This is a genomic window from Chengkuizengella sediminis (genome assembly GCF_010078385.1).
Classification (GTDB): Bacteria; Bacillota; Bacilli; order Paenibacillales; family KCTC-33759; genus Chengkuizengella; species Chengkuizengella sediminis.
On sequence record NZ_SIJC01000012.1, the window covers coordinates 36,078 to 58,155 of the forward strand.

The window sequence follows — 22,078 nt, forward strand, 5'->3', positions numbered from 1 at the left end:
ATCATTTAATTCGTTATAGTAAGTTCATCATTCTCTAACTGCCAATTAATTTGAGTAAAGTATTCTTTAAAATAACTAACATTTACATACGTAATTCCTTCTTGTAAAACAACATGATCATCTACTGCTGGAAGTAGTAATTCTTGTTCATCGGTTTTAATTTCAATTGCTTTCTCTGTTTGATTCCAACTAATTTGTCCATCTACTAAAGCCGCTAAGATTCTTGATGGAACAAAGACTTCATTTTCTTTTTGTATAAATTCAAAATAATCATAAAAAGCAATGTCGTTAATAAAGACAGAATAATCATTTTTAACTAATTCTATCTTCTCTATTCCTGACATTTGTAAAGCGGAAATGAGCTGTGGAATTTCTTCCTTCACTTCAATGTCAGGTATCACACCAACTCCATCTACAATGTTTTTACTAGGATCAAAATACTCATGTGATGTTACAGATATCACTCCGCCATTTGATAGTGGTATTAAATTCTGAATGTGTCCCTTGCCATAAGATTGTTGTCCTATAACAGTAGCTAAATCATGTTCTTGCAAAGCAACAGATAAGGCTTCTGATGCACTAGCTGTATTTTCATTCACTAAAATAATGATTTCATAATCAATCGTTTTCCCATCTAAAATAACGATTGGATCCATATCATTAACATTATCTCTAGTAAACATTAGTATTTTTTTATCCATAAATTGCTTAGCTATATTTTCTAGTGTATAAATTAATCCACCTGGGTTATCTCTTAAATCTAAGATCAACGTTTCTAAACCATCTTCTTCTAATTCATTTAATTGCTCTGTAAATGGAATATCCATTTCCTCAGCAAACTCAAAAAGTCGTATATATCCAACTCCTTCTGAGATGACTTCACTTATGATTAGAGGATGCGTAACAAGTTCTCTCGTTAATTCCACATTCACTTTTCTACCATCTCTGACAATGGTCAACTCAATAGCGCTACCTTCCTTACCTTCAAATAATTCCTGTATCTCATCTTGTGTTAACCCTTTAATTGATGTACCATCAATCCCTACGATTATATCCCCTATTTCAAGGTTAATAGTAGATGCTGGAGAATCTGGGTAAATTCTATCAATAATTAAAGATTTATCCTTAACTACTGTTTCCAAACCTATTCCAACATACTCATAATCAAATAAACCTTCCTCTTCTAACTCACTTGGTGAAATGTAACGAGAATAAGGATCATTTAAATTGTTAACCATTCCCTCAATCGCTTGGTCTATTAATTCTTCTTGAGTCGGTGAATCTAGATGAAAGTATTCAATATAATCTATTGCCTCATATACTGCATCTAACTGATATGATTCATAATCATATTCGTTATCTTCAGCTATAACAATGTTTGGTGAAAATATCATTGAACATAATAATGTGAATGCAAGTCCAAGTTTAATAATTGCTAGTTTATTATTTTTAGTAATCAAAATGAGCACTCCTTGTGATGTTTAAGTTTATTCAAATTCTATATTTTGATTTATTGATTCAATCTCTATTATTTTCCATTTCCCATTCTTTGATTTCTTAAATTTAATTAAACTCTCATCCATTTCAACTTCTACTTCTCCAATATTTTCATACGTTGAAATAGCATTGTAATGTATAAAAAGTGTAACTTCATCCTCGTAAACATTCACAACTGATGCTTCTTCTATTTGAACAAAAGTATAATTATAATAAGTAAAAAGATATTCCTCATAATATTCTTCTAACCATCCAAGGTCCAACAATTCTATGTATTCTTCATGTAAAGTGGACTTTAATTTAGATAAATTTTCTTCTTTAATAGAATCTAAATATTTTTGAAAAGTTGTTAATATTTCTTTCTCATCTTTTTCTGGAAAATCAACATTTGAATTTTTAATTTTTTCTAAATTGATATATTCAAATAAAGTAATTTCAAGGTCATTTATGAGCCATTTATCATTTTCAGATTTCACTAATGTATATATTTGTTCATACATTTCATCTAAATAAAAAGACCCATCAATTCGTTCATATGTTTCCACAACATAAACATATGCTTCATTATCTTCATTACTTAAAATTTCTAAGTCTTTAATTTCAAAATGATCATTATAATTCTCAAAATTCCATTCAAATTCTGTATCCATACCCCAATCTTCTAAAAACTGGTCTTCAAACAAACTTATAATTTCCAAATTTTCTTCATTGTAATAATCTTCATATTGATTAAATAATTCAATAATTCGTTCTTCTTCATTCACCCTCGGTTCAGGGCTAGTGATAGATATCGTTTTCGTTGATCCATCCCAACTTACATTAGCTCCTGTAGATTCTCCTACAAACCGCAAAGGGACGAAGGTATGATTATTTACTAGTTGTGGCTCTACTAACATCTCAATAGACTTGCCATTTACTACAGCTTGGTTGCTATTCAGTGTCAATTCAACCGTTAGAGATTTATTTTCACCTGTGATTGTTTTCGTTTCTTGATTCCACTTTACATTCAATCCCAATTCACTAAACAATACTCTGAATGGAATAAGTGTTGTACCATTTTCAATAAAAGGTTCTTCTTCAAATAATAATTGTTCTCCATCAATCCATACTTCTATCTTTGTTTCTTCTGCCGCAAACGCTGTGGAAGAAAATATAATAGATAGAATAACCACACTAATTAATATACTTGTTTTCTTCAAAATCTTAATTCTCCTATAATCATAATTTTTATTATTCTTCTATTTAATTAGTTTCAAGGTCGAGAGTCTCAACAAAAAGTATTTTCCAACTCCCATCCATTGACTTTTTAAAATGAAAAATTTCATTAACATTTTGCTCAATTTCGGTTACTTCTTCATCTAACTCTTCATCATAATAGGTTGACTCAAAGCTATGAATTACATACAAACCTATATAATCCTCATCAAAAAATGAAACTAATGAGGTATGATCCATCTCAAGATCACTATATTCTACGAATTCAAATATAAGTCTCATAGTTTCCTCGTTTCCACCTAGATCCTCTGATATGATGGAGTCTTCATGAAAAGTAGAAATGAATAACCCTGCGTCACCATTGTCAAGTGCACGAAAATATTGTTTTAAGGTATTCATTATTTTCTTTTCATCTTTACTTGGTACTTCTATTTGAATATCTTTTAATTTTTCTAAATTAATATTTTCCATTTTTTGAATTTCGTCCTCAGAAATCTTCCATAATCCATCTTTATTTTTATGTAATGTATATATAATCTCCTGCCTGTTATCTACATAAAATGAACCACCTCTTCTTTCATACACTTCAATAGCATAAACTATGGCTTCTTCATTATCAATTTCTATAATTTCTAATTCTTCTATCGTCGTTTCTACATCATATTTTTCATAAAAGTAAGAAAATACTTCTTTCAGATTAATTCCGCTATTTATTTCATATTGCTCATTAAAGACCTCTAGAAGCTCAGTTAAATTTTTCTCATTTGAAGAAGTAAGATATTGTTCAAACAATGCTAAGATCAATTCTTCATCATTCACCTTTGATTCAGGGCTAGTAATAGATATCGTTTTCGTTGCGGCATCCCATTGTACTTTTGCCCCTGTAGATTCCCCTACAAATCGTAAAGGAACAAAGGTATGATTATTTATTAACTGTGGCATTACTAACATTTCAATAACTTCGCCATTTACTTTTGCTAGATTGCTATTCAATGTCAATTCTACCGTCAAATCTGCATTTTCACCTGTTACAGTTTTCGTTTCTTGATCCCACTTAACATCCAATCCTAATTCACTAAACAGTGCTCTAAATGGAACGAGTGTTGTACTTCTTTCAATAAATGGTTCTTCTTCAAATTGTAATTGTTCTCCGTCAATCCATACTTCTATCTCTGTTTCTTCTGCAGCAAACGCTGTAAAGGAAAATATAATAGACAAAATAAATAAGACTGAAAATATGATTCCTCTTCTCAATTTTTACTCCCCCTGATGTTCTGTTTTTTATGTAATCTTGAAGCACAATAACTATACACTATCATATATAAATTTAAAAGAATATACTATATGAAAATAATGTATGACTTTTTCATTACTTCTATATTTAAAAAAACGTTCTAAATGATCACTTCATTGAGATCAATTTAGAACGTTTTGTTTCTTTCTTAAAACATGATTCAAGCACCAAATTTTTCTTTTAACGATTCAACTAATTTTTCTGCCGCTTTCCAAATATCTCCTGCTCCCATTGTAATGACAAGATCATCCCTTACGACCGTTTGACTCAAATAAGCTGTCACTTCTTCCTTCGTAGCAATATGTTTTACGTTTGGATTACTGTTTTTACGAATGAGTTCAACCAGTTTTTCAGAATTAATGCCTTCAATTTGCTCTTCACCAGCAGGTGAATAAATATCTGTAATAATGACTTCATCCGCTTCATGAAATGCCTTGCTAAACTGTTCAAAAAGAAAATAGGTTCGAGTGTATCTCTGTGGTTGAAATACTGCAATAATACGTTTTTCTGTAGCTTTTGCAGCAGAAATCGTTGCTTGGATTTCCGTTGGATGATGTGCGTAATCATCAATCACCAATATATCATTTACTTCCCCTAGAACCTGAAAACGACGTTTAGCACCTCGAAACATCTTAATTTCTTTTGCAATTTGTTCTGGAGTTAAACCCGCAAGAGAACATACAGTGAAGGTAGCTAAGGCATTGTATACATTGTGTTTTCCAGGGACAGGAAGTTCTACTTCAATTAATGTTTCTTCTTTATGCTGAACATCAAATTTGATTTTTCGATCCCCTAATTGGACGTTTGTTGCTCTATAATCCGCATCTGTTTTAATACCGTAAGTGATAATATCTCCATGCAAGTCATTTTTCATCTCTTGCAAATATGGATCATCCAAACAAACAATCGATTTTCCACCGTTTTTTACTTGACTCAAAAATCGAGCATATGCTTGTTTCAATTTCATAAAATCCCCATCATAATTTTCTAAGTGATCTGCTTCTATGTTTGTGACAATAGCGATTGATGGGTGATATTGTAAAAATGATCCATCACTTTCATCTGCTTCTGCAACAACATAATCACCAGTACCAGCTTTCGCATTACTATCTACATTTACGATTTCTCCACCAATAATGTAAGTGGGGTCTAAGTTGTTTTTTTCCATAACAAGTGCAATCATTGAAGATGTGGTCGTTTTACCATGTGCACCTGCAATCGCAATGCCTTGTTTCTCGTTCATTAATTTTGCAAGCATTTGTGCTCGGTGTAAGACAGGAATTTTCAGCTTTTCTGCTGCAACCATTTCTACATTATCTTTAGACAACGCGGTTGAGTAAACAACCATGTCTGCTCCTTGGACATTATTAGGTTCATGTCCTATAAAGACCTTTGCCCCTTTTGCAATTAATTTATCAGTTAAATCTTTGCTAGTGACATCCGATCCTGTAACACGATATCCCATTTCCAGCATAACCCGTGCGATTGCGCTCATGCCATAACCACCAATCCCAATAAAATGGACATGTTCAGATGAGTTATTCAATGTATTTTCACCAACCTTTTTCTGAGTCAGAGTATTGTAACAAATTAGAACGAACATCAGAGATTAAATATAAAGTTCCTGTAACAACTGCTAGATCATCTTTATTCGTTTTCTCTATTAAATATTTAAGTGCTTTCTTCCAGTCAGATTCAACTATAATCTCAAGATCAATATTATTGTTTTTCGTTAATTCTTTTGTAATTTCAAATAATTTTTGAGCATCACATTTATTTCTAAAATCAGGCTCGGTTATCACCAATGTATTAACTACTGGTAGTATATGTTCTAAGTACCCGCGATGATTCTTTGAATCAAGCATTCCTAGCATAAAATGGACTTTTGTACCTGTATATAATTCGTTCATAGTTTTCGCTAAAGATTCAGCACCTTCCTCGTTGTGTGCCCCATCTAATAAAATACGTGGATTTGAACCAACAAATTCAAGTCTTCCAGGCCATTTCATTTTTTTAAATGCAAACTTAAGATCATCTTCTTCAACAATAAGTGCTTGATATTGTCTCAACACTTCTATAACCATCAATGCAACGGACGCATTTTTAAATTGATGTTCCCCTATAATGGAAATAGTTATGGAATCGATAGAGCGAAAGGGACTCTGAAAATGAAAGCTTTGTTCTTCTTCACTCATGTTTATCATATCGTATTGAAACTGCTCGTTTAACAGATACAATGTACTTCTATTTTCTATGGCAGTTTGTTTGATTACATCAATCGCTTCTTTTTGTTCCACAGCACTGATTACAGGAACTCCCGGTTTAATAATGCCTGCTTTCTGCTCAGTGATTTGTGAAATCGTATCACCAAGTATATCCATATGATCGTGACCAATATTTGTAATCACAGAAGCAATAGGAGTAACGATATTCGTTGAATCGTACAACCCACCCAGTCCCGTTTCCAAGATAACATAATCAGGATAACAAACCTTTGAAAAATACAGTATTGCCAAAGTTGTAGTGATTTCAAACATTGTGGGTGAGCCTAGTTCACTTTCTGCCATTTCATCTACAATGGGTTTTAGTTCATTTGTTAGTGATAATACATCTTCCTCAGGAATATCTTGACCATTCATTTGTATACGGTCCGTAAACCTTTGAATATAGGGGGATGTAAACATCCCCACATTATATCCAGTTTCTTGCAATACTTGATTAAGAAATGCGCAAGTAGAACCTTTACCGTTTGTACCTGCTACATGTATAAACTTTAACCTGCGATGTGGATTGCCTAACTTATCCATGAATACCTTCATTCTCTCCAACCCTGGTTTGATGCCAAATGGAATACTGCTGTTAATCCAATCCCTTGCTTCAATATAACTATTAAACATCATGACCTTCCTTTCAGATAAAGCGGATTTTCCTAATATGTGTTCAAACTATCCCTGTAATTCTTTAATCCGCTCTAATACTTTACCTCGCTTTTCAGAATAGTCGGCTTGTTTTGCTCTTTCCTCTTCAATGACTTTAGCAGGTGCTTTTGCAATAAAGCCTTGATTCGAAAGTTTCTTATCTACCCGTTCTACTTCTTTGTTTAACGTTTCAATTTCTTTTTCTAATCGATTAATTTCCTGTTCAATATTAATCAATCCTGCAAGAGGGAGATATAGCTCTGCACCTGTTACTACAGCCGACATCGCTTTTTCAGGCGTTTCCAGTTTGATGTTCAATTCTAATTTGGATGGATTACAAAATCTTGAAATATACTCTTTATTTTTTTCTAAAATGGATAAAACTTGTTCATCTTTTGGTTTAATGCATAATTCAATTTGTTTACTCATTGGTACGTTCACTTCAGCTCGAATGTTTCTAACAGCACGGATGATATCCATCATCAAGTTCATTTGTTGAACAGATTCAGGATTTACTCTAGCTGCATCAAATCTCGGCCATTCTGCAAGTACAATGGATTCACCTTGATGAGGTAGATGTTGCCAAATTTCTTCACTAATAAAAGGCATAAAAGGGTGAATTAAACGCATCGTTTGATCTAATACGTAACTTAAAACGGATTGTGTTTGTTTTTTTGCAGCCTCATCTTCACCATATAAATTTAATTTTGCAATCTCAATGTACCAATCACAGAAATCGTCCCATATAAAATTATATAAAAGACGTCCAGTTTCACCAAAATCATAATTATTCATTAAGCGTGTAACATCTTGAATCGTTTCATTTAAACGATGTAAAATCCATTGATCTGCTGTATCTAAATCTCCAGTTAAATCTATATCTTCATAAGTAAAACCTTCAAGATTCATTAATGCAAATCGTGATGCATTCCAAATTTTATTCGCAAAGTTACGAGCTTGCTCTACCTTTTCCAAGTGAAAACGCAGGTCTTGACCAGGTGTACTCCCTGTAGAAATCATAAATCGCATCGCATCAGCACCATACTTCTCTATAATTTCAAGTGGGTCTACTCCATTCCCTAAAGATTTGGACATTTTCCGTCCTTCTGAATCTCTAACTAATCCATGAATTAATACATCTTTAAATGGGTTTTGGTCCGTAAATTCCAATCCACTAAAAATCATCCTTGCTACCCAGAAGTAAATGATGTCATATCCAGTTACAAGGACATCCGTAGGATAATAACGTTTTATGTCCTCGGTTTCCATAGGCCATCCTAATGTAGAAAATGGCCATAACGCCGAACTAAACCAAGTATCTAATACATCCTCATCTTGTTTTAGGTTGCTACTAGCACATTTAGAACAGGATGTAGCTTCTTCTCGTGATACGATGATTTCACCACAATCTTCACAATGCCAAGCCGGAATTCGATGTCCCCACCATAATTGTCTTGAGATGCACCAATCACGAACATTTTCGATCCAACCTAAATAGATTTTTTCAAATCGATCAGGCACAAATTTTACTCCCTGATTAGACTTCTGCTCTTTAATTGCCGCTTCTGCTAATGGCTCCATTTTTACAAACCATTGTGTAGATAAGTAGGGTTCCACCACAGCCCCGCTTCGTTCACTATGACCTACTTGATGCACATGCTCTTCTATCTTAATTAGCACACCTTGTTCTTCAAGATCTTTTACAATTTGTTTACGACAGTCAAAACGATCCAATCCTTGATATTTCCCAGCATTTTCATTCATTTTTCCTGTTTCATCCATCACTAAAACTTGAGGTAATTCATGACGTTGACCGATCTCAAAATCATTAGGATCATGAGCAGGTGTAATTTTTACTGCACCACTACCAAACTCTTTTTCAACGTATTGGTCCGCTATAACAGGAATTTCTCTACCTATAATCGGTAATCGTATCTTTTTGCCGATCATATCTGTATATCTCTCATCACTTGGATAAACGGCAACAGCGGTATCCCCTAACATCGTTTCAGGACGTGTTGTAGCAACCGTAATCGTTCCACTGCCATCTGCAAGTGGATATTGTAAGTGATATAATTTCCCTTGTACTTCCTTGTATTCAACTTCTATATCTGAAAGTGCTGTTGCTGCAGTTGGATCCCAGTTAATAATATATTTACCTCTGTATATATATCCTTTTTCATATAGTTTCACGAACACTTCGCGTACCGCTTTGGATAGCCCTTCATCTAACGTAAATCTTTCTCGGGAATAATCTAACGACAAGCCTATTTTACTCCATTGATCCCGAATTGTACTCGCATATTTTTCTTTCCATTCCCAAGTTTTTTCTATAAATTTCTCACGACCTAAAATATGACCTGAAGTACCCTCTGCTCGAAGTTTTTGTTCTACCTTAGCTTGGGTTGCTATACCGGCATGGTCAGTACCTGGAAGCCATAAAGTATCATAACCCTGCATTCGTTTCATTCGAATCAATATATCTTGTAAAGTAAAGGTCAAAGCATGACCGATATGCAACATTCCCGTTACGTTAGGGGGTGGAATGACGATGGTATAGGATTCTGCATCTTTTCGTTTCCCCGCTTCAAAATATTTATTTTTCAACCAATAATCATACCATTTTTGTTCCGCTTCTTTCGGATTATAAGTTGTAGGCATTTCAATATTAGATTTTGGTTCTGACATTTTATTTTCCTCCTAATTTAAATAGTGTAGTTACACTTTTACTTTTATCATTAATTACATTTATAAATTCAAAAAGTAAAACAAAAAAAACCTTCATCCTCAAAGGACGAAAGGTTTTGCTTCCGTGGTACCACCTTTATTTCGTTTCAAAATATCATAATATGAAACGACACTCAAACAGATAACGGCTGTAACCGGCATTCATTGATTGTTCGTCAAAAAATAAATTTGAAAAACGATCTATTTTGCAACTCCAGGGCGACTTCAGCAGTTACAACCTACGAAACCTCACAGCCAAGAGTTCCGTTCTCTGAAGGTTTGGCTACTTACTACTCCCTATCTTCGTTTTTGATTTTATAACTCATATCATACCTATGTTCATTCATTCAGTCAATATTTTCTACATTTTTTGTTATATTATCATCATAACCAACTTTACTACATTCATAAACATAAAATATACCCCAAAAAGTTATACATCTTCATGAGGGATCATAAAGGAAATATAAAATAAAAAGAAGTTAACAAGAAGAAATGAGAGGTGATGTTGTGAGACAAACATGGTGGAAGATTAGATTCACAATTAAGGGGGTTCTTTTTCCTCTGATATGCCTTCAATTTTTTCGAACGTTAATTATCCCAAATCCATTAGATGTATTTATTTTATTTATATTGTTTGTTGTTTTTTTAGCACTTCTTTTAAATATAGTTTAACCCCAAAAAAACCGCTCTCAGTGATCTTAAAGATCATCTTAAGGACGGTTTTTTTCATTCATATTTTGAATTTTTATTTTTGAGGAATATAAATTACCTGACCGGCAAATACATCTTCTTGGTCACTAAACCGGTTATATAGCAAAATTTCTCTTGGATTTAATTCATATTTATCTGCAATCGTATCAAGTGTCTCTTCTTTTTGTACGATACACATTCTAACTTTTTTAAATTGATGTGTTTCCTCTTCTTCTGTTAAAAATAATTTTTTCCATTCTAATCCTTCATCTCTTCCCTCTGTTGCTTCTACATTTTCATTATTTTCAAAATCAGCTAAATCATCCGTACCTCTATTCTCATTCGTATCTTCTTCTTTATCTTTTTTATGTAATAAGGACTTTAATTTATTGGAAAATTTATTTTCTGTGGACTCATCATTTGATGATTTTTTACTTAAAAATGCAATTTTGAACTTGGAAGATTTACTTTCTTTTTGTTCATTTTCGGCTTCTTCAAGAGCTTCAACATTTGAATTATCCTCTAACTCTGCTTCCTCAACATCTGTTGTATTCTCTTCATTATCTTTTTTTGATTTTTTAGCTTCCTCTTTTACTTCTTTCTTGATTTCTTTTTTCATTTCAATTTTCATTTCTACTTTTTTCTCAACAACAGGTTTCTCTTTCTTTTCTTCCTTCACTTCTTCAATGATTTCTTTCTTTTCTATTTTTGGTTTAACGGCTAACTCTTCTACTTCTTTAACTGGCTCTTTTCTACTTTTATCACTAGTTTTACCTAGTTTTTCTAGTAATGGTTTAATTGGATTAGGTATCTTACTTTTTTCTTTTTCTTCTACATCACTTTTCTCTTCATTCACAGGTAATTCTTTGGTTTCTTTCACTGCTTCTTCTTTTGTTTCTTTCATTGCCTTTTCTTTCGTTTCTTTTACTGTTTCTTTTTTCACTTCTTTTTTCAATTGAATTTTCATTTCTACTTTTTTCTCTACGACCGGTTCCTCTTTTTTCTTTTCCGCTACTTCCTCTTTTACTTCTTCCTTTACTTCTTCCTTTACTTCTTCTATTTTCTCAATTTTTTCAATTTCAGCTTCTTCTTCCACTTCTTTTTCTAAAGCCTCAACAATAGGTTCTTTGCGTGTACTTTCAAACCTAGGGATATCTCCTCTTGCTTGCATAGGATTGAAGTTTTGAGCCGTCGTTTCTTCCAGAAATGGTGCTGCTGTTTCTCCATTCCATTCTGGTTTGTTTTCATTTGTATGATGAACAAAAACTGTCTCCTCAACATTATTCCAGTGATCATCTTGATTCGATTGAACCTCTATTCCAACTAGAGAAAGAACACCTGATACATTTAAATTCCTAGTGGAAAGTAAATCTATATCAAAGTTTTCAATTTCAACTCCGATTTCTTCTAAGCTGTGAATCCGATTTAAAGGTAATGTTATGTCAACTGGAATAAAATGTTCTAGTATTCTTTTATTATGTTTATCTTTGATACCTACATATTGTCCAGAAAGTATTAATTTACCTACTAAATTTGCCTGATCTCCTCTTGTTTCTAAATGTATATCCGGGATTAATTCAATATCGTCTAAATCTTGAATTCCCTCAATATCTTCGGGTAAATGTACTCTCTCAAAAATATCAAATCGTAATCCTTTTGGCTGATCATTCACATTAAATCCTCCCCTCAATAAAATGAACCTTTCTAAATCCTCGTAAAAGGAATAAATCATGTCTCTGTAAATTTATATGGATAAAGGAGGATAACCATGACTACTTTTTATTCTTTCAGCATATGTGTTTCCAAAATATTCCGATATAATAACTATATAAAGCACCCAGACTGAACATAAGCTCCCATCGGAGCGCGGTAGATTTTGTTAAAAAATCACTTCTTAGGAAGTGAAACCGTGACAGTAGTGCCTTCGTTTTTACTACTTTTAATGTAAAGTTGTCCCTGATGGAGTTCAATGATTTTCTGACAAATTGCTAAACCGAGACCTGTACCACTTTGATTAGCATCTACTTGATAGAACATTTTTGTAACAGATGTGAGTTCGTTTTTGTTAATTCCAACACCTTCATCGCTTATGTGGAGATTTACATTATTTTCATTTTTTTCAATTTTTAAAGTGATTGCTGTATCTTTAGGTGAATATTTAATCGCATTATCTAACAAGTTAATTAATACTTGCTTAAGACGATTTTTATCCCCTGTAATAAGCAGTTCCTGATCATAATGAAATATTATGTTCATGTTCTTTTCCTTCACTTTTGTTTTCATCTGGAAAATGACTTCATTTATTAGTTTAGTAAAGTTAAATGATTTCTTTTTTAATGTGAGAGAACTCGCTTGATACCTTGAAAAATCTAATAACTCTTCAACCAAACCTATCAATCTCTCTGTTTCGTCCTGAATGGTTTGCAAACCTTCCATTGTTTCTTGTTTATCAGATAAATCTCCAGATACAATCGTTTCACTCCAACCTTTAATACTTGTTAATGGAGTTCTAATTTCATGTGAAATTGACGAAATAAATTCATTTTTCATTTTTTCATTTTTAGTGAGTTCATCTGCCATCACATTAAATGTTTTTGCCAATGTGCCAATCTCATCAATATAGGTTTCTTTTATTTTACTTTTAAAATTACCTTGTGCTATTTTCTCTGATGCTTTTGTTAATTCGTTAATTGGGCTAGCTATGGATTTAGCTAAAGTAATACTTACAAGAAAAATAACAAATAAAATCATAAGACCTATACCGATCGAAACTGAGTAAATGTTAAATACCGTCTGATCCACATTTTCTAGTGATGTAATAAACCGCAATACTGCAAACGGCTTTTCACCTTCAAATAATGGAGTAGATACTGCTAATACTTTTTCATTAGTTAAGAAGTGGTCTCCTCTCCAGGAGGTTTCAACGCCTTTTAATGCTTGTAGTACATCTTCTGTTTTGATCACCTCATCAAGCCCTATTCCACTGGATGTTAAAAGAACTTTTCCTTGTTGATTTATGATTTGAAGCTCTGCTCCTTCATATGAAAATTGATCTTTAATTAATTGTAAATTACCATCTAGATTGTATGAATTTAAACTCATGTAGCGGTTCGCATAGGAAGAAGAAACCTGAGCATGATTTTTCAGTATTTTCTCAATCCCATCGTAGTAATAAAAGTGAATAAATGTAAGAAAAATACCTTCTAGTAATGCGATTGTTAAAAATACGACAAGCGTGTAGTGAGTTACAATTCTTTTTTTTATGCCTGACATTATTCATCACCTGTCCATTGATATCCATAACCCCATATTGTTTTAACGATTGTTGGTTTAGAGGGATCATCTTCAATTTTTTTTCTAAGTCTTCTGATGTTTACATCCACTATTTTGGCGTCTCCCACATAATCCAATCCCCAAATTTCATCTAACAAATCGTTTCTACTAATAGGTTCTTTGTTTTCCATTAATATTTTCAATAACTGAAATTCAGTTTGAGTAAGATCAATGAGCTCACCACTTTTTTTTATCTTATTGGTTTTTGGAAAGAGTTCGATAAGTGGCGAATTGATATTTTGCTCCTCTGTATTTATTTGACGAGAGGATACATTTAATCTTCTTAATAAGGATTGTATTCTCGCAATAAGAGCTTTGGGACTAAAGGGTTTGTTAATGTAGTCATCCGCTCCTGACAATAAACCGTTAATATGATCCGTTTCTTGTACTTTTGCAGTAAGCATAATAATACCAATGTGCTCATTAAATTCTCGAATTTTATCACACACTTCAAAGCCATCTATACCTGGCAACATCACATCCAATATAACAATATCTATATCCAGTTCTCTATTGACAATTTCAAGAGCTTCTTCACCGTTGTCTGTTTCCAATACATGAAAGCCATGTCGTTTTAAATTAATATGAATAAATCTTCGAATGCTATTTTCATCTTCAACTATTAATATTTTACTCAAATTACCACCTACCCTTATATTAAACCTGTTATGAAAGAAGGTTCTTTGATTTCTTTTTTACCATCAAAGTAAATGAAAACTTCTTTGTAATTGTTTATCATCTATAGTGGTACAATACACGTAAGTATCTGTTCGAATTAATTCAATTTTCCCTTCAAGTTTCTCTTCTTCTGATACTGGAATCACATAAACATCAAATAAAAGATTCTGATCCTCAGTATTTATAAATTTAATTTCCTTAAAGTCAAGATTACTTACAATGGTTACGTTTTGATTTGACCAAGGAAAGTTAAAGCGATAACCATATTCATAATTGTCATAACGCTCTTGTACAAATTTCAACCTCGTTTCTCCATCCCACTGATAAAAACTATGAATATACGGAGTATAAGCATGTCCATCATCAAACCCAACAGGAATCCGGGGAATACCAATTTCGATAATTCCATCATGATTGATATCTTCACTTTCTAACATTGTAGCCTTATAGTTTGGTAGATCTTCATCATCAAATACACTTTTTAGTTTTAATCCGTCAAATAAAAGGATATTCGTATATGCAGAGTGAGCTCCATATACGTTATCAATAACGATACCTCTTTGATCTCTAGCCACATAACCACTTTTCGGAATAACTCCAAGTGTGCTTGGATTAAGGGATAAAGAATCAATAAATTCCATTTCATAGTTGATAAAATTGTAAACGGAAGCCTCGTGTGAAATATGATTCTCTTCAAGAAGAAAAATAGTTACATCCATTATCCCATCCCCGTTTAAATCATCCATTTCTTTATAAGTGTAGGAAGTATTGAAAATTTTACTGATTTTATTTACATCATATTGATAAATTGTAAGTCTATTGTTTAAATAAAGATTATCTTTTACAAAAGAGAACCCTGCTATAATATCTAAACGACCATCATTTGTTACATCAACAAAATCTAATTCATAGAGTGCATTCCCATCCCCTTCAAAGGTTTGAGCGATATCCCATTTTCCATTTGTTTCTTTCAGCACCAATCCTTTTACGTATGTTTCCTGATTACTTGTATAAAATGTAATGGCTTCAAATAAACCATCCTCGTCCAGATCAATCAATGAATAGGAATTCTGGTATTCCCCAGTTACTGCTTCAAGAATTGTGGCATCACTTGGAATAAAGGATTTTATAGCTTCATTAATTAAAGAAACAGGCTGGGGAGGGGTCATCAATGATTCATTTTTTTTTAAAATTTCACAGCCAGATATTAAAAAAGAAAAAATCAGTATGATATATATTTTTTTCACGATGCACCTCCATCTTCATTCTCTCTACAGCAACTGAAATTCCCTTTGTAAATTTTTATCATCTACCGTAGTACAATACACATATCTGTCTGTTCGGGCTAATTCAATTTTCCCTTTAAGTTTATCTTCTTCTGTTATAGGTATAACATAGATATCAAATAAAAGACTTTGATCCTCTGTACTAATAAATTTTATTTCTTTAAAATCAAAATTGCTTTCAATCGTCACGTATTCTGGAAACCAAGGTAGTTCATAGCGGTAATCATATTTATAATTATTATATCGTTCACTAACAAACTGTAATCTTTTGTCTCCATCCCAGCGATAATAACTATTTATATAAGGAATATACCTATCCTCTTCATCTTCATATCCAACAGGAATCCGAGGTATACCGATTTCTATAATTCCATCATAATTAATGTCTTCGCTATTCAACCTATAAACCTTATCATTAGGCTCTTCCTCTTCGTTAAAAACACTTTTTAAATTGGAACCATCAAATAACAGAATATTTGTATAAGCTGTATGCATTCCGTTGGCCACATCTAGAACAATGCCTTTTTCTCGCTCCCAATTTACATAACCACTAACGATGTTATAATACCCAAGCATAATTGGGTTAAGTGGTAAAGAATCAATTAACTTCATTTCTTGAGTTACATAGTTGTATATAGAAGCCTTATTTGAGTGATGATTTTCATCAAGAAGAATAACGGTTATATCTTCCACTCCATCTTCATTCAAATCATCCATCACTTTATATGTGTACGAGGTATTAAAGTTTCTGCTGATTTCATTTCCATCATATTGATAAATCACTAACCCCCTTACTTCATAAGCATCCGAAAATGAGAATCCAGCTACGATTTCTAAAAGCCCATCATTTGTTACATCAACAAAATCTAATTCATAAAGTGCATTGCCATCTCCCTCAAAAGTGTGAACAACGTTCCATTCTCCATTTGTTTCTTTTAAAACCATACCATGTACTGTAACCTTTTGTTTCCCAGTGTAAAATGCGACAACCTCCAATAATCCATCTCCATCTAGATCAATTAAAGAATACGAATTTAGATATTCACCAGTTGAAGCTTTGATAATGGATGTATCACTAGGTAAATAGGATTGAATAACTGCATTTATATTAGAAACCGGTTGAGGGGGTTTCATCAGCGATTCATTTGTTTCAAAAACAACACAACCAGATAATAAAAAAGTCATAAAAAATATGATGTATATTTTTCTCACGATACGCCTCCTGAAAGTGAAAACTTTTTTTCTTCATGAGTATTATATAATTTATTAGTTTTCAATTAGTGACAAATGGTAACAAAAGAATGTCACACTTTTTATTTCGAATAGGATTGTTCAACTCTTGTAATGTATGTTATAATTATAAAACCAATTTTTAACATTCACCTCAATTTTATTTTCATCACACAAAGTTTTAATCCATTCTACAAACTCACCTTATTATTTATGGCATTTTCAAATCAACACATGCATCATTTTTTATTAAATACATTAAATTTGTACACTTAATTAGGTTATGACCGTGCCTTCATTTTACTTTCATTCATATGATGAACAAGTAGTATCTTTTTACTCATAGTTTTAAAAAATGAATTGGGAGGTTAAAAAAATGGACAAAGATTTTAAGCTTATCCCTTATAAAGTGGATAAAAAAAATGTGCAAGTGAATGAAATCCCTCAAGGAGTTAGGATGATTCAAGCACCAGAAGTTTGGGATCAAAGTGAAAGAGGAAAAGGTATTGTAATTGCTATTATTGATACTGGTTGTGATAGAGACCATCCTGACTTAAAAGACAGAGTCATTGGGGGCAGAAATTTTACAGATGATGATAATGGAAACCCTAACAAATTTAGTGATTATATTGGACATGGAACGCATGTAGCAGGAACAATTGCAGCAAGTATAAATGGAAGTGGAGTTGTCGGTGTAGCACCTGAAGCAAGTTTATTAATTTTAAAAGCTTTAGGAGGGAAATACGGCTCTGGAAGTTACGATTGGATTATTAATGCAATCAATTACGCAGTTGATAAAAACGTAGATATTATCTCTATGTCTTTAGGAGGTCCTCACGATATCCCTGAGTTACATCAAGCTGTAATCAATGCAGTTGAAAAAAATATATTAGTTGTTTGTGCAGCAGGGAATGAAGGAGACGGACGATCTCATACAAATGAGTATTCGTATCCTGGCAGTTACAATGAAGTTATTTCAGTAGGTGCCATTGATTTTGAAAAAAGATCTGCTAATTTTACAAATTCTAATAATGAGATTGATTTAGTCGCTCCCGGTGTGAAAGTCATTTCAACTTATCCAAGAAATAAATTCACAGAATTAAGCGGGACTTCAATGGCTACTCCCCATGTTTCAGGAGCATTAGCTTTATTAAAAAATATTAGTGCAAAAGAATTTGGCAGACCATTAACTGAAGCTGAATTATATGCACAATTAATAAAAAGAACCGTATCCGTAGGATATCCAAAAACAATAGAAGGAAATGGTCTCGTTTCCTTAGCATTACCAGATAGAATTTCAGGAATTTTAAGTCCTTTATGTATGATTAATATGTCTAATATATCTTAAAAGAGAGGGCTAAATTAATAAAAATGTTCATATTACCACCCTACAGGGTGGTTTTTTATGTACCTTAAAAATATTAGCAAAATTCAACTAATTTTTTTTATATAAATTATTAAATAATAAAATGCCAATGATTACACCAAAGTTAATTTGGTTCATTAGCGTTTCATTCAGATTTAATAGATAGTAGAATGTTTTAAACATTCAGGAATCTGTTATTGACCTAAAAATATTAAAATAGTCATATACAACTTGTAGATAATGGATAGCATATATTATACTTCAGATTATAACAGTATATTAAAATAACTATCCTAAATTTTTTTGAAATAAACATCAATCAAATATCACACTACAATTCTGGAGAATTGGAGGTGAATTTCACATGGCACAAACTATTGATATAAAAAGTACATTAGGTTTTGAAAATACCATCAATAGTACCTTCGAGAAAAACCAGCTCATTCGTGTCGGGACAGTAGATGGTAGTTTTGTACAAGGGAAATTTAAGTTTGCTAAGAACTCTGTTATAGCATTACGACAAGAAGGTAAAAATGAGAATACGATCATTTTTCTTCCAAATGGATGGTGTGTTGGTCCTGCCTAGTATTGAATCAATTAAAAGGGATGTAGTAGATACAACCCTTTTAATATTTAATCAAGTTTTTCTATTAATTCGAAATCCCCAACAACCTTTTCAACACCATTAATTATGATAGACACTTTGTGCATACCTGGATAATATTTTCGAGTCGTGATTAATTTAAAAGAATGATTTCTATTTATATCTTCACTATTACTAGTTAACACACGTTCAGATATTTTAAACACTTTCTTCGTTAATTCTCCATTTGCTTTCATGAAATAGATCGCATATTCAATGCGCACTTTCTCATCTGTTTCTTTATTTTTTTGAAGTTCAAATGAAAAAGAAAGTATATCACCGATATTTACTTTGTCAGTATTTATTTGAAAATTAGCAACGTCAATATATTTTGGATCACTAAAACCGAACATTAATAGAGCCTCGGTATCTCCAGCTTTTAATAACGTACGTAGTGCGTGTTTTACTAACCAATCCGTTTCTTTAGATTCACCTAACCACTTTCTAGCTACTTGTAAAATCAATTTTGGATGATCTTTAGAAATATCATTTAAGTTATTGGCGACACTTCTTCTTACGTATTCTTCTGGATCATTTTTTAACATTTCTAATATAGGTAGTATCAAAGAAGGATCTTTTTTAAAAGCAGGTAAAGCAATAGCCCAAGGCAATCGTGGACGACATCCTTCACTGGCAAGTCTGCGAATATGTTGATTGTCATGACGTGCCCACTCTGCCATCTTTTCCATCATTCTATGAGCATCCTTGATAATAAATGGACGAACAGCAAATTCAGAAGAAGAATACTTGGTGAATTCCTCTAATGCCTTGATTGAAATATCCCAATCATCTAATCCGTACAACTCCACAAAGTTAGGAAATATCATGGGTGCAAATCCAAATTTAAATGTTACCTTTGATGCCACTTTCATTAAAATTTCAATAACAGACTCATAATCTTTAGGCAATGTCTCATGTAAACACTGCGTTATATGGTGCATTCTTTCCTTTAATTCATATCCATCCCATTCATTTGTAAATACCTTTTTTAAAAACAATTCCTTAGAAAAGTTGGAATCATATTTACTAATTGTGCCCGTTAATTTTTCAAAAAAAACTTGATTAAATGTATTTTTTACTGGTTCCATTTCTTAAATCCTCCTAAATTATCAATTAACACAAGTATGACCTTAGGTTCTATTTTAACACAAAATAGGAACTAATGTTCTTTTTACAATTTTAATATATTGACTTATTATTTTAAATGGTTTAATATATTTTACGTTCAACTGTCGACAGTCAGGTTTTTTAATTAAACATGTGAAATAAATTTTCGTATAACCTCGTAATATGGACGAGGGTATCTACAGATGACCGTAAATATCTGGCTACGAGAGAATGTTGTTTCAAACAACGTTTCTCGTGGCTTTTTTAGTTTGAAAAATACTTAAAACCTTTTTTGGAAATCATATTTACAACAATAGTTATATTTGAGAGGTGGATTTAAAAATGAAAGAAATACTATTAAGCTTATTAGCAGGAATCCTTGTAGGAATGTTATTTAAGGTGCTAAAACTCCCTGCTCCGGCCCCACCAGTTTTAGCTGGTATCGTAGGTATATTCGGAGTCTATCTAGGTGGGAAACTTTTAGAGTGGGTTATGAAATTAACAACTTAAAACTCATTTGACTTAGTACTCAAGCAAAAAGTGTGTGATTATCTCCATATTTAATCAAAAAATTCTCCAAACTAGTAACCGTTCATTATAGTTTGGAGAATTTAATTTCAAATAAAGATATAGTTTATTGTATAAATTGTATTACTTGTTCTGCTGTTTTTTCTCCCTGACCTATACAGTCTGGAATGCCAACTCCTTCATAACCTGCCCCAGTTAAAAAGATACCTGGATAATTTTCTGCACATTGTTTTCTTGCATTTCCAATGATATTTAAATGCTCAATTGGATATTGAGGCATAGAGTTATATAAACGAGTAACTTTATGGAATAGTGGTGTTGCTTTTATTCCCATTAAATCTCCGATCTCTTGTTGTACCTTTTCTATAATCTGTTCATCATTAAGTTGTTTCCAAGCTTCTTCACCTGACCTACCCACATAACATCGAAGTAATATTTTCCCCTTTGGAGCTGTGTGCAACCATTTCGATGAAGTCCAAGTACAAGCAGTCATGAATCTACCTTCCTTACGAGGAATAACAAACCCTGAACCGTCCAGATCATGATTTATATCTTTTTTATCAAAGGCTATAATTACATTGGCAACTGATGCATATTTTATTTTTTTCAATTGCTGCACTTGATTTAAATCTGTAAAGAGATCTGCTGAAAAATGTGGTGGGATTGCTAATACAACAACATCTGATTCGATCATTTCTCCATTAGACAAAGTGATTTCATACTCATTTATTTTTTCTGCAGTTTTATTTGATTGTTTCGTAATTTTGGTAACAGATTGTTCTGTTATGACTTTCACATCACTTAATTCCTCAACAAGCGCATCTACTAGTGTATTTAATCCTTTTTTATAAGTCAGAAACATACTATTTTGTGCAATTTTCGGCAACGAAACAGCTGAAGCTCCATTTGCAGGCGCACGCTTTCTACTAATAGCCATCCCTAATATCAAACTACGGTATTTCTTTTCAATACCTCGAAATTGCGGAAAAGTAGCTTTTAAGCTCAACTCATTTGGATTCCCTGCATAAATGCCAGATAATAATGGCTCTGCAATATTCTCAGCTACTTGTTTACCTAGTCTCCGTGAAAGAAAACCACCTAAGGTCTCATCACTTGAACTAGATCTACGAGGAAGAAGTAAATCCATTCCCGCTCTTAATTTTCCTGGCAAAGAGATTAGACCCGTTTTCATAAACGGCGCCATTTTTGTTGGGATACCTAATATTAGACCAGGTGGCATTAGGTGAAATTTACCTTTATGAAGAATATAGTTTTTCTTTGCGTTTGGGTTTGTAGCTGTTAATTGATCCTCTAAACCTAATTCTCGAGAAATCTTTATAATCGGATATTTTCGAGCTAAAAAAGAATCAGGGCCTCTTTCAATCACAAAATCTTCATGTAACAATGTTTGGATTTTTCCACCTAATCTACTATCCTTATCAACGATGGTTATTTCTATCTGTATTCCCTGCTCTGAAAACTTCTTTTTCATATAAAATGCAGTGCTTAAACCTGTTATTCCTCCACCAACAATGGTAACCTTTTTAGGAGTTTTCTCCATCA

The 22,078-nt window shown here is 32.5% G+C and carries 16 protein-coding genes, 1 riboswitch and 1 other annotated feature; of the genes, 3 read left to right on the forward strand and 13 right to left on the reverse strand.

Annotation, left to right across the window (positions count from 1 at the left end):
• Positions 1–5: 5 nt before the first annotated feature.
• The 11 genes from EPK97_RS18225 to EPK97_RS18275 all read right to left on the reverse strand — a co-directional run bounded on the left by EPK97_RS18225 (position 6) and on the right by EPK97_RS18275 (position 16,853).
• Positions 6–1,460 carry a S41 family peptidase gene (locus tag EPK97_RS18225; RefSeq protein ID WP_162038065.1) on the reverse strand — a complete coding sequence of 485 codons (1,455 nt, stop codon included), beginning with the start codon at positions 1,458–1,460 and terminating at the stop codon, positions 6–8.
• A gap of 27 nt (positions 1,461–1,487) precedes the next feature.
• Entirely contained in the window at positions 1,488–2,696 is a 1,209-nt protein-coding gene (locus tag EPK97_RS18230; protein WP_162038066.1) for a copper amine oxidase N-terminal domain-containing protein, read from the reverse strand.
• A 43-nt stretch (positions 2,697–2,739) separates the two neighbouring features.
• Positions 2,740–3,966 (reverse strand): stalk domain-containing protein, encoded by a 1,227-nt coding sequence (locus tag EPK97_RS18235; RefSeq protein WP_162038067.1) that lies wholly within the window; start codon positions 3,964–3,966, stop codon positions 2,740–2,742.
• 200 nt (positions 3,967–4,166) lie between these two features.
• A complete protein-coding gene (murC, locus tag EPK97_RS18240) occupies positions 4,167–5,609 on the reverse strand; it encodes a UDP-N-acetylmuramate--L-alanine ligase (protein WP_162038068.1) in 1,443 nt (480 codons plus the stop codon).
• Positions 5,560–6,903 (reverse strand): bifunctional folylpolyglutamate synthase/dihydrofolate synthase, encoded by a 1,344-nt coding sequence (locus EPK97_RS18245; protein ID WP_240903881.1) that lies wholly within the window; start codon positions 6,901–6,903, stop codon positions 5,560–5,562. Before EPK97_RS18245 ends, murC begins: the two co-directional genes overlap by 50 nt.
• Positions 6,904–6,951: 48 nt before the next feature.
• The gene (locus EPK97_RS18250; RefSeq protein ID WP_162038070.1) at positions 6,952–9,612 is read right to left on the reverse strand and encodes a valine--tRNA ligase; all 2,661 of its coding nucleotides are present in this window, start codon (positions 9,610–9,612) and stop codon (positions 6,952–6,954) included.
• Positions 9,613–9,711: 99 nt separating this feature from the next.
• Positions 9,712–9,964: a binding site (T-box leader), on the reverse strand.
• Positions 9,965–10,399: 435 nt separating this feature from the next.
• On the reverse strand, positions 10,400–12,016 hold the full coding sequence (locus tag EPK97_RS22455) for a LysM peptidoglycan-binding domain-containing protein (RefSeq protein WP_162038071.1): 1,617 nt from the start codon (positions 12,014–12,016) through the stop codon (positions 10,400–10,402).
• 215 nt (positions 12,017–12,231) lie between these two features.
• Positions 12,232–13,617 (reverse strand): sensor histidine kinase, encoded by a 1,386-nt coding sequence (locus EPK97_RS18260; protein WP_162038072.1) that lies wholly within the window; start codon positions 13,615–13,617, stop codon positions 12,232–12,234.
• Positions 13,617–14,315 carry a response regulator transcription factor gene (locus tag EPK97_RS18265; protein WP_162038073.1) on the reverse strand — a complete coding sequence of 233 codons (699 nt, stop codon included), beginning with the start codon at positions 14,313–14,315 and terminating at the stop codon, positions 13,617–13,619. Before EPK97_RS18265 ends, EPK97_RS18260 begins: the two co-directional genes overlap by 1 nt.
• Before the next feature lie 63 nt (positions 14,316–14,378).
• On the reverse strand, positions 14,379–15,602 hold the full coding sequence (locus EPK97_RS18270; RefSeq protein ID WP_162038074.1) for a hypothetical protein: 1,224 nt from the start codon (positions 15,600–15,602) through the stop codon (positions 14,379–14,381).
• Positions 15,603–15,626: 24 nt separating this feature from the next.
• Complete coding sequence (locus EPK97_RS18275) at positions 15,627–16,853, reverse strand: FG-GAP repeat domain-containing protein (protein WP_162038075.1); 1,227 nt, start codon at positions 16,851–16,853, stop codon at positions 15,627–15,629.
• A 394-nt stretch (positions 16,854–17,247) separates the two neighbouring features.
• On the opposite strand from EPK97_RS18275, the gene EPK97_RS18280 reads away from it, so the two are divergent.
• Together EPK97_RS18280 and EPK97_RS18285 are read left to right on the forward strand one after the other, a co-directional pair.
• Positions 17,248–18,219, forward strand: coding sequence for a S8 family peptidase (locus EPK97_RS18280; RefSeq protein WP_162038076.1), 972 nt, complete (start codon positions 17,248–17,250; stop codon positions 18,217–18,219).
• Between the two features lie 382 nt (positions 18,220–18,601).
• Positions 18,602–18,823 (forward strand): hypothetical protein, encoded by a 222-nt coding sequence (locus EPK97_RS18285; RefSeq protein ID WP_162038077.1) that lies wholly within the window; start codon positions 18,602–18,604, stop codon positions 18,821–18,823.
• Positions 18,824–18,870: 47 nt separating this feature from the next.
• Here the strand turns inward: EPK97_RS18285 and EPK97_RS18290 are convergent, their stop codons facing one another.
• Positions 18,871–19,968, reverse strand: a complete 1,098-nt coding sequence (locus tag EPK97_RS18290) for a DNA alkylation repair protein (RefSeq protein ID WP_162038078.1) — start codon at positions 19,966–19,968, stop codon at positions 18,871–18,873.
• A gap of 165 nt (positions 19,969–20,133) precedes the next feature.
• Positions 20,134–20,231: riboswitch (purine riboswitch) on the forward strand.
• Positions 20,232–20,329: 98 nt separating this feature from the next.
• Here EPK97_RS18290 and EPK97_RS18295 point away from each other — a divergent pair.
• Positions 20,330–20,497: a XapX domain-containing protein gene (locus tag EPK97_RS18295; RefSeq protein WP_162038079.1), complete on the forward strand. Its 168-nt coding sequence runs from the start codon at positions 20,330–20,332 to the stop codon at positions 20,495–20,497.
• 124 nt (positions 20,498–20,621) lie between these two features.
• Here the strand turns inward: EPK97_RS18295 and hemG are convergent, their stop codons facing one another.
• Entirely contained in the window at positions 20,622–22,076 is a 1,455-nt protein-coding gene (hemG, locus tag EPK97_RS18300) for a protoporphyrinogen oxidase (protein WP_162038080.1), read from the reverse strand.
• Positions 22,077–22,078 lie beyond the last annotated feature (2 nt).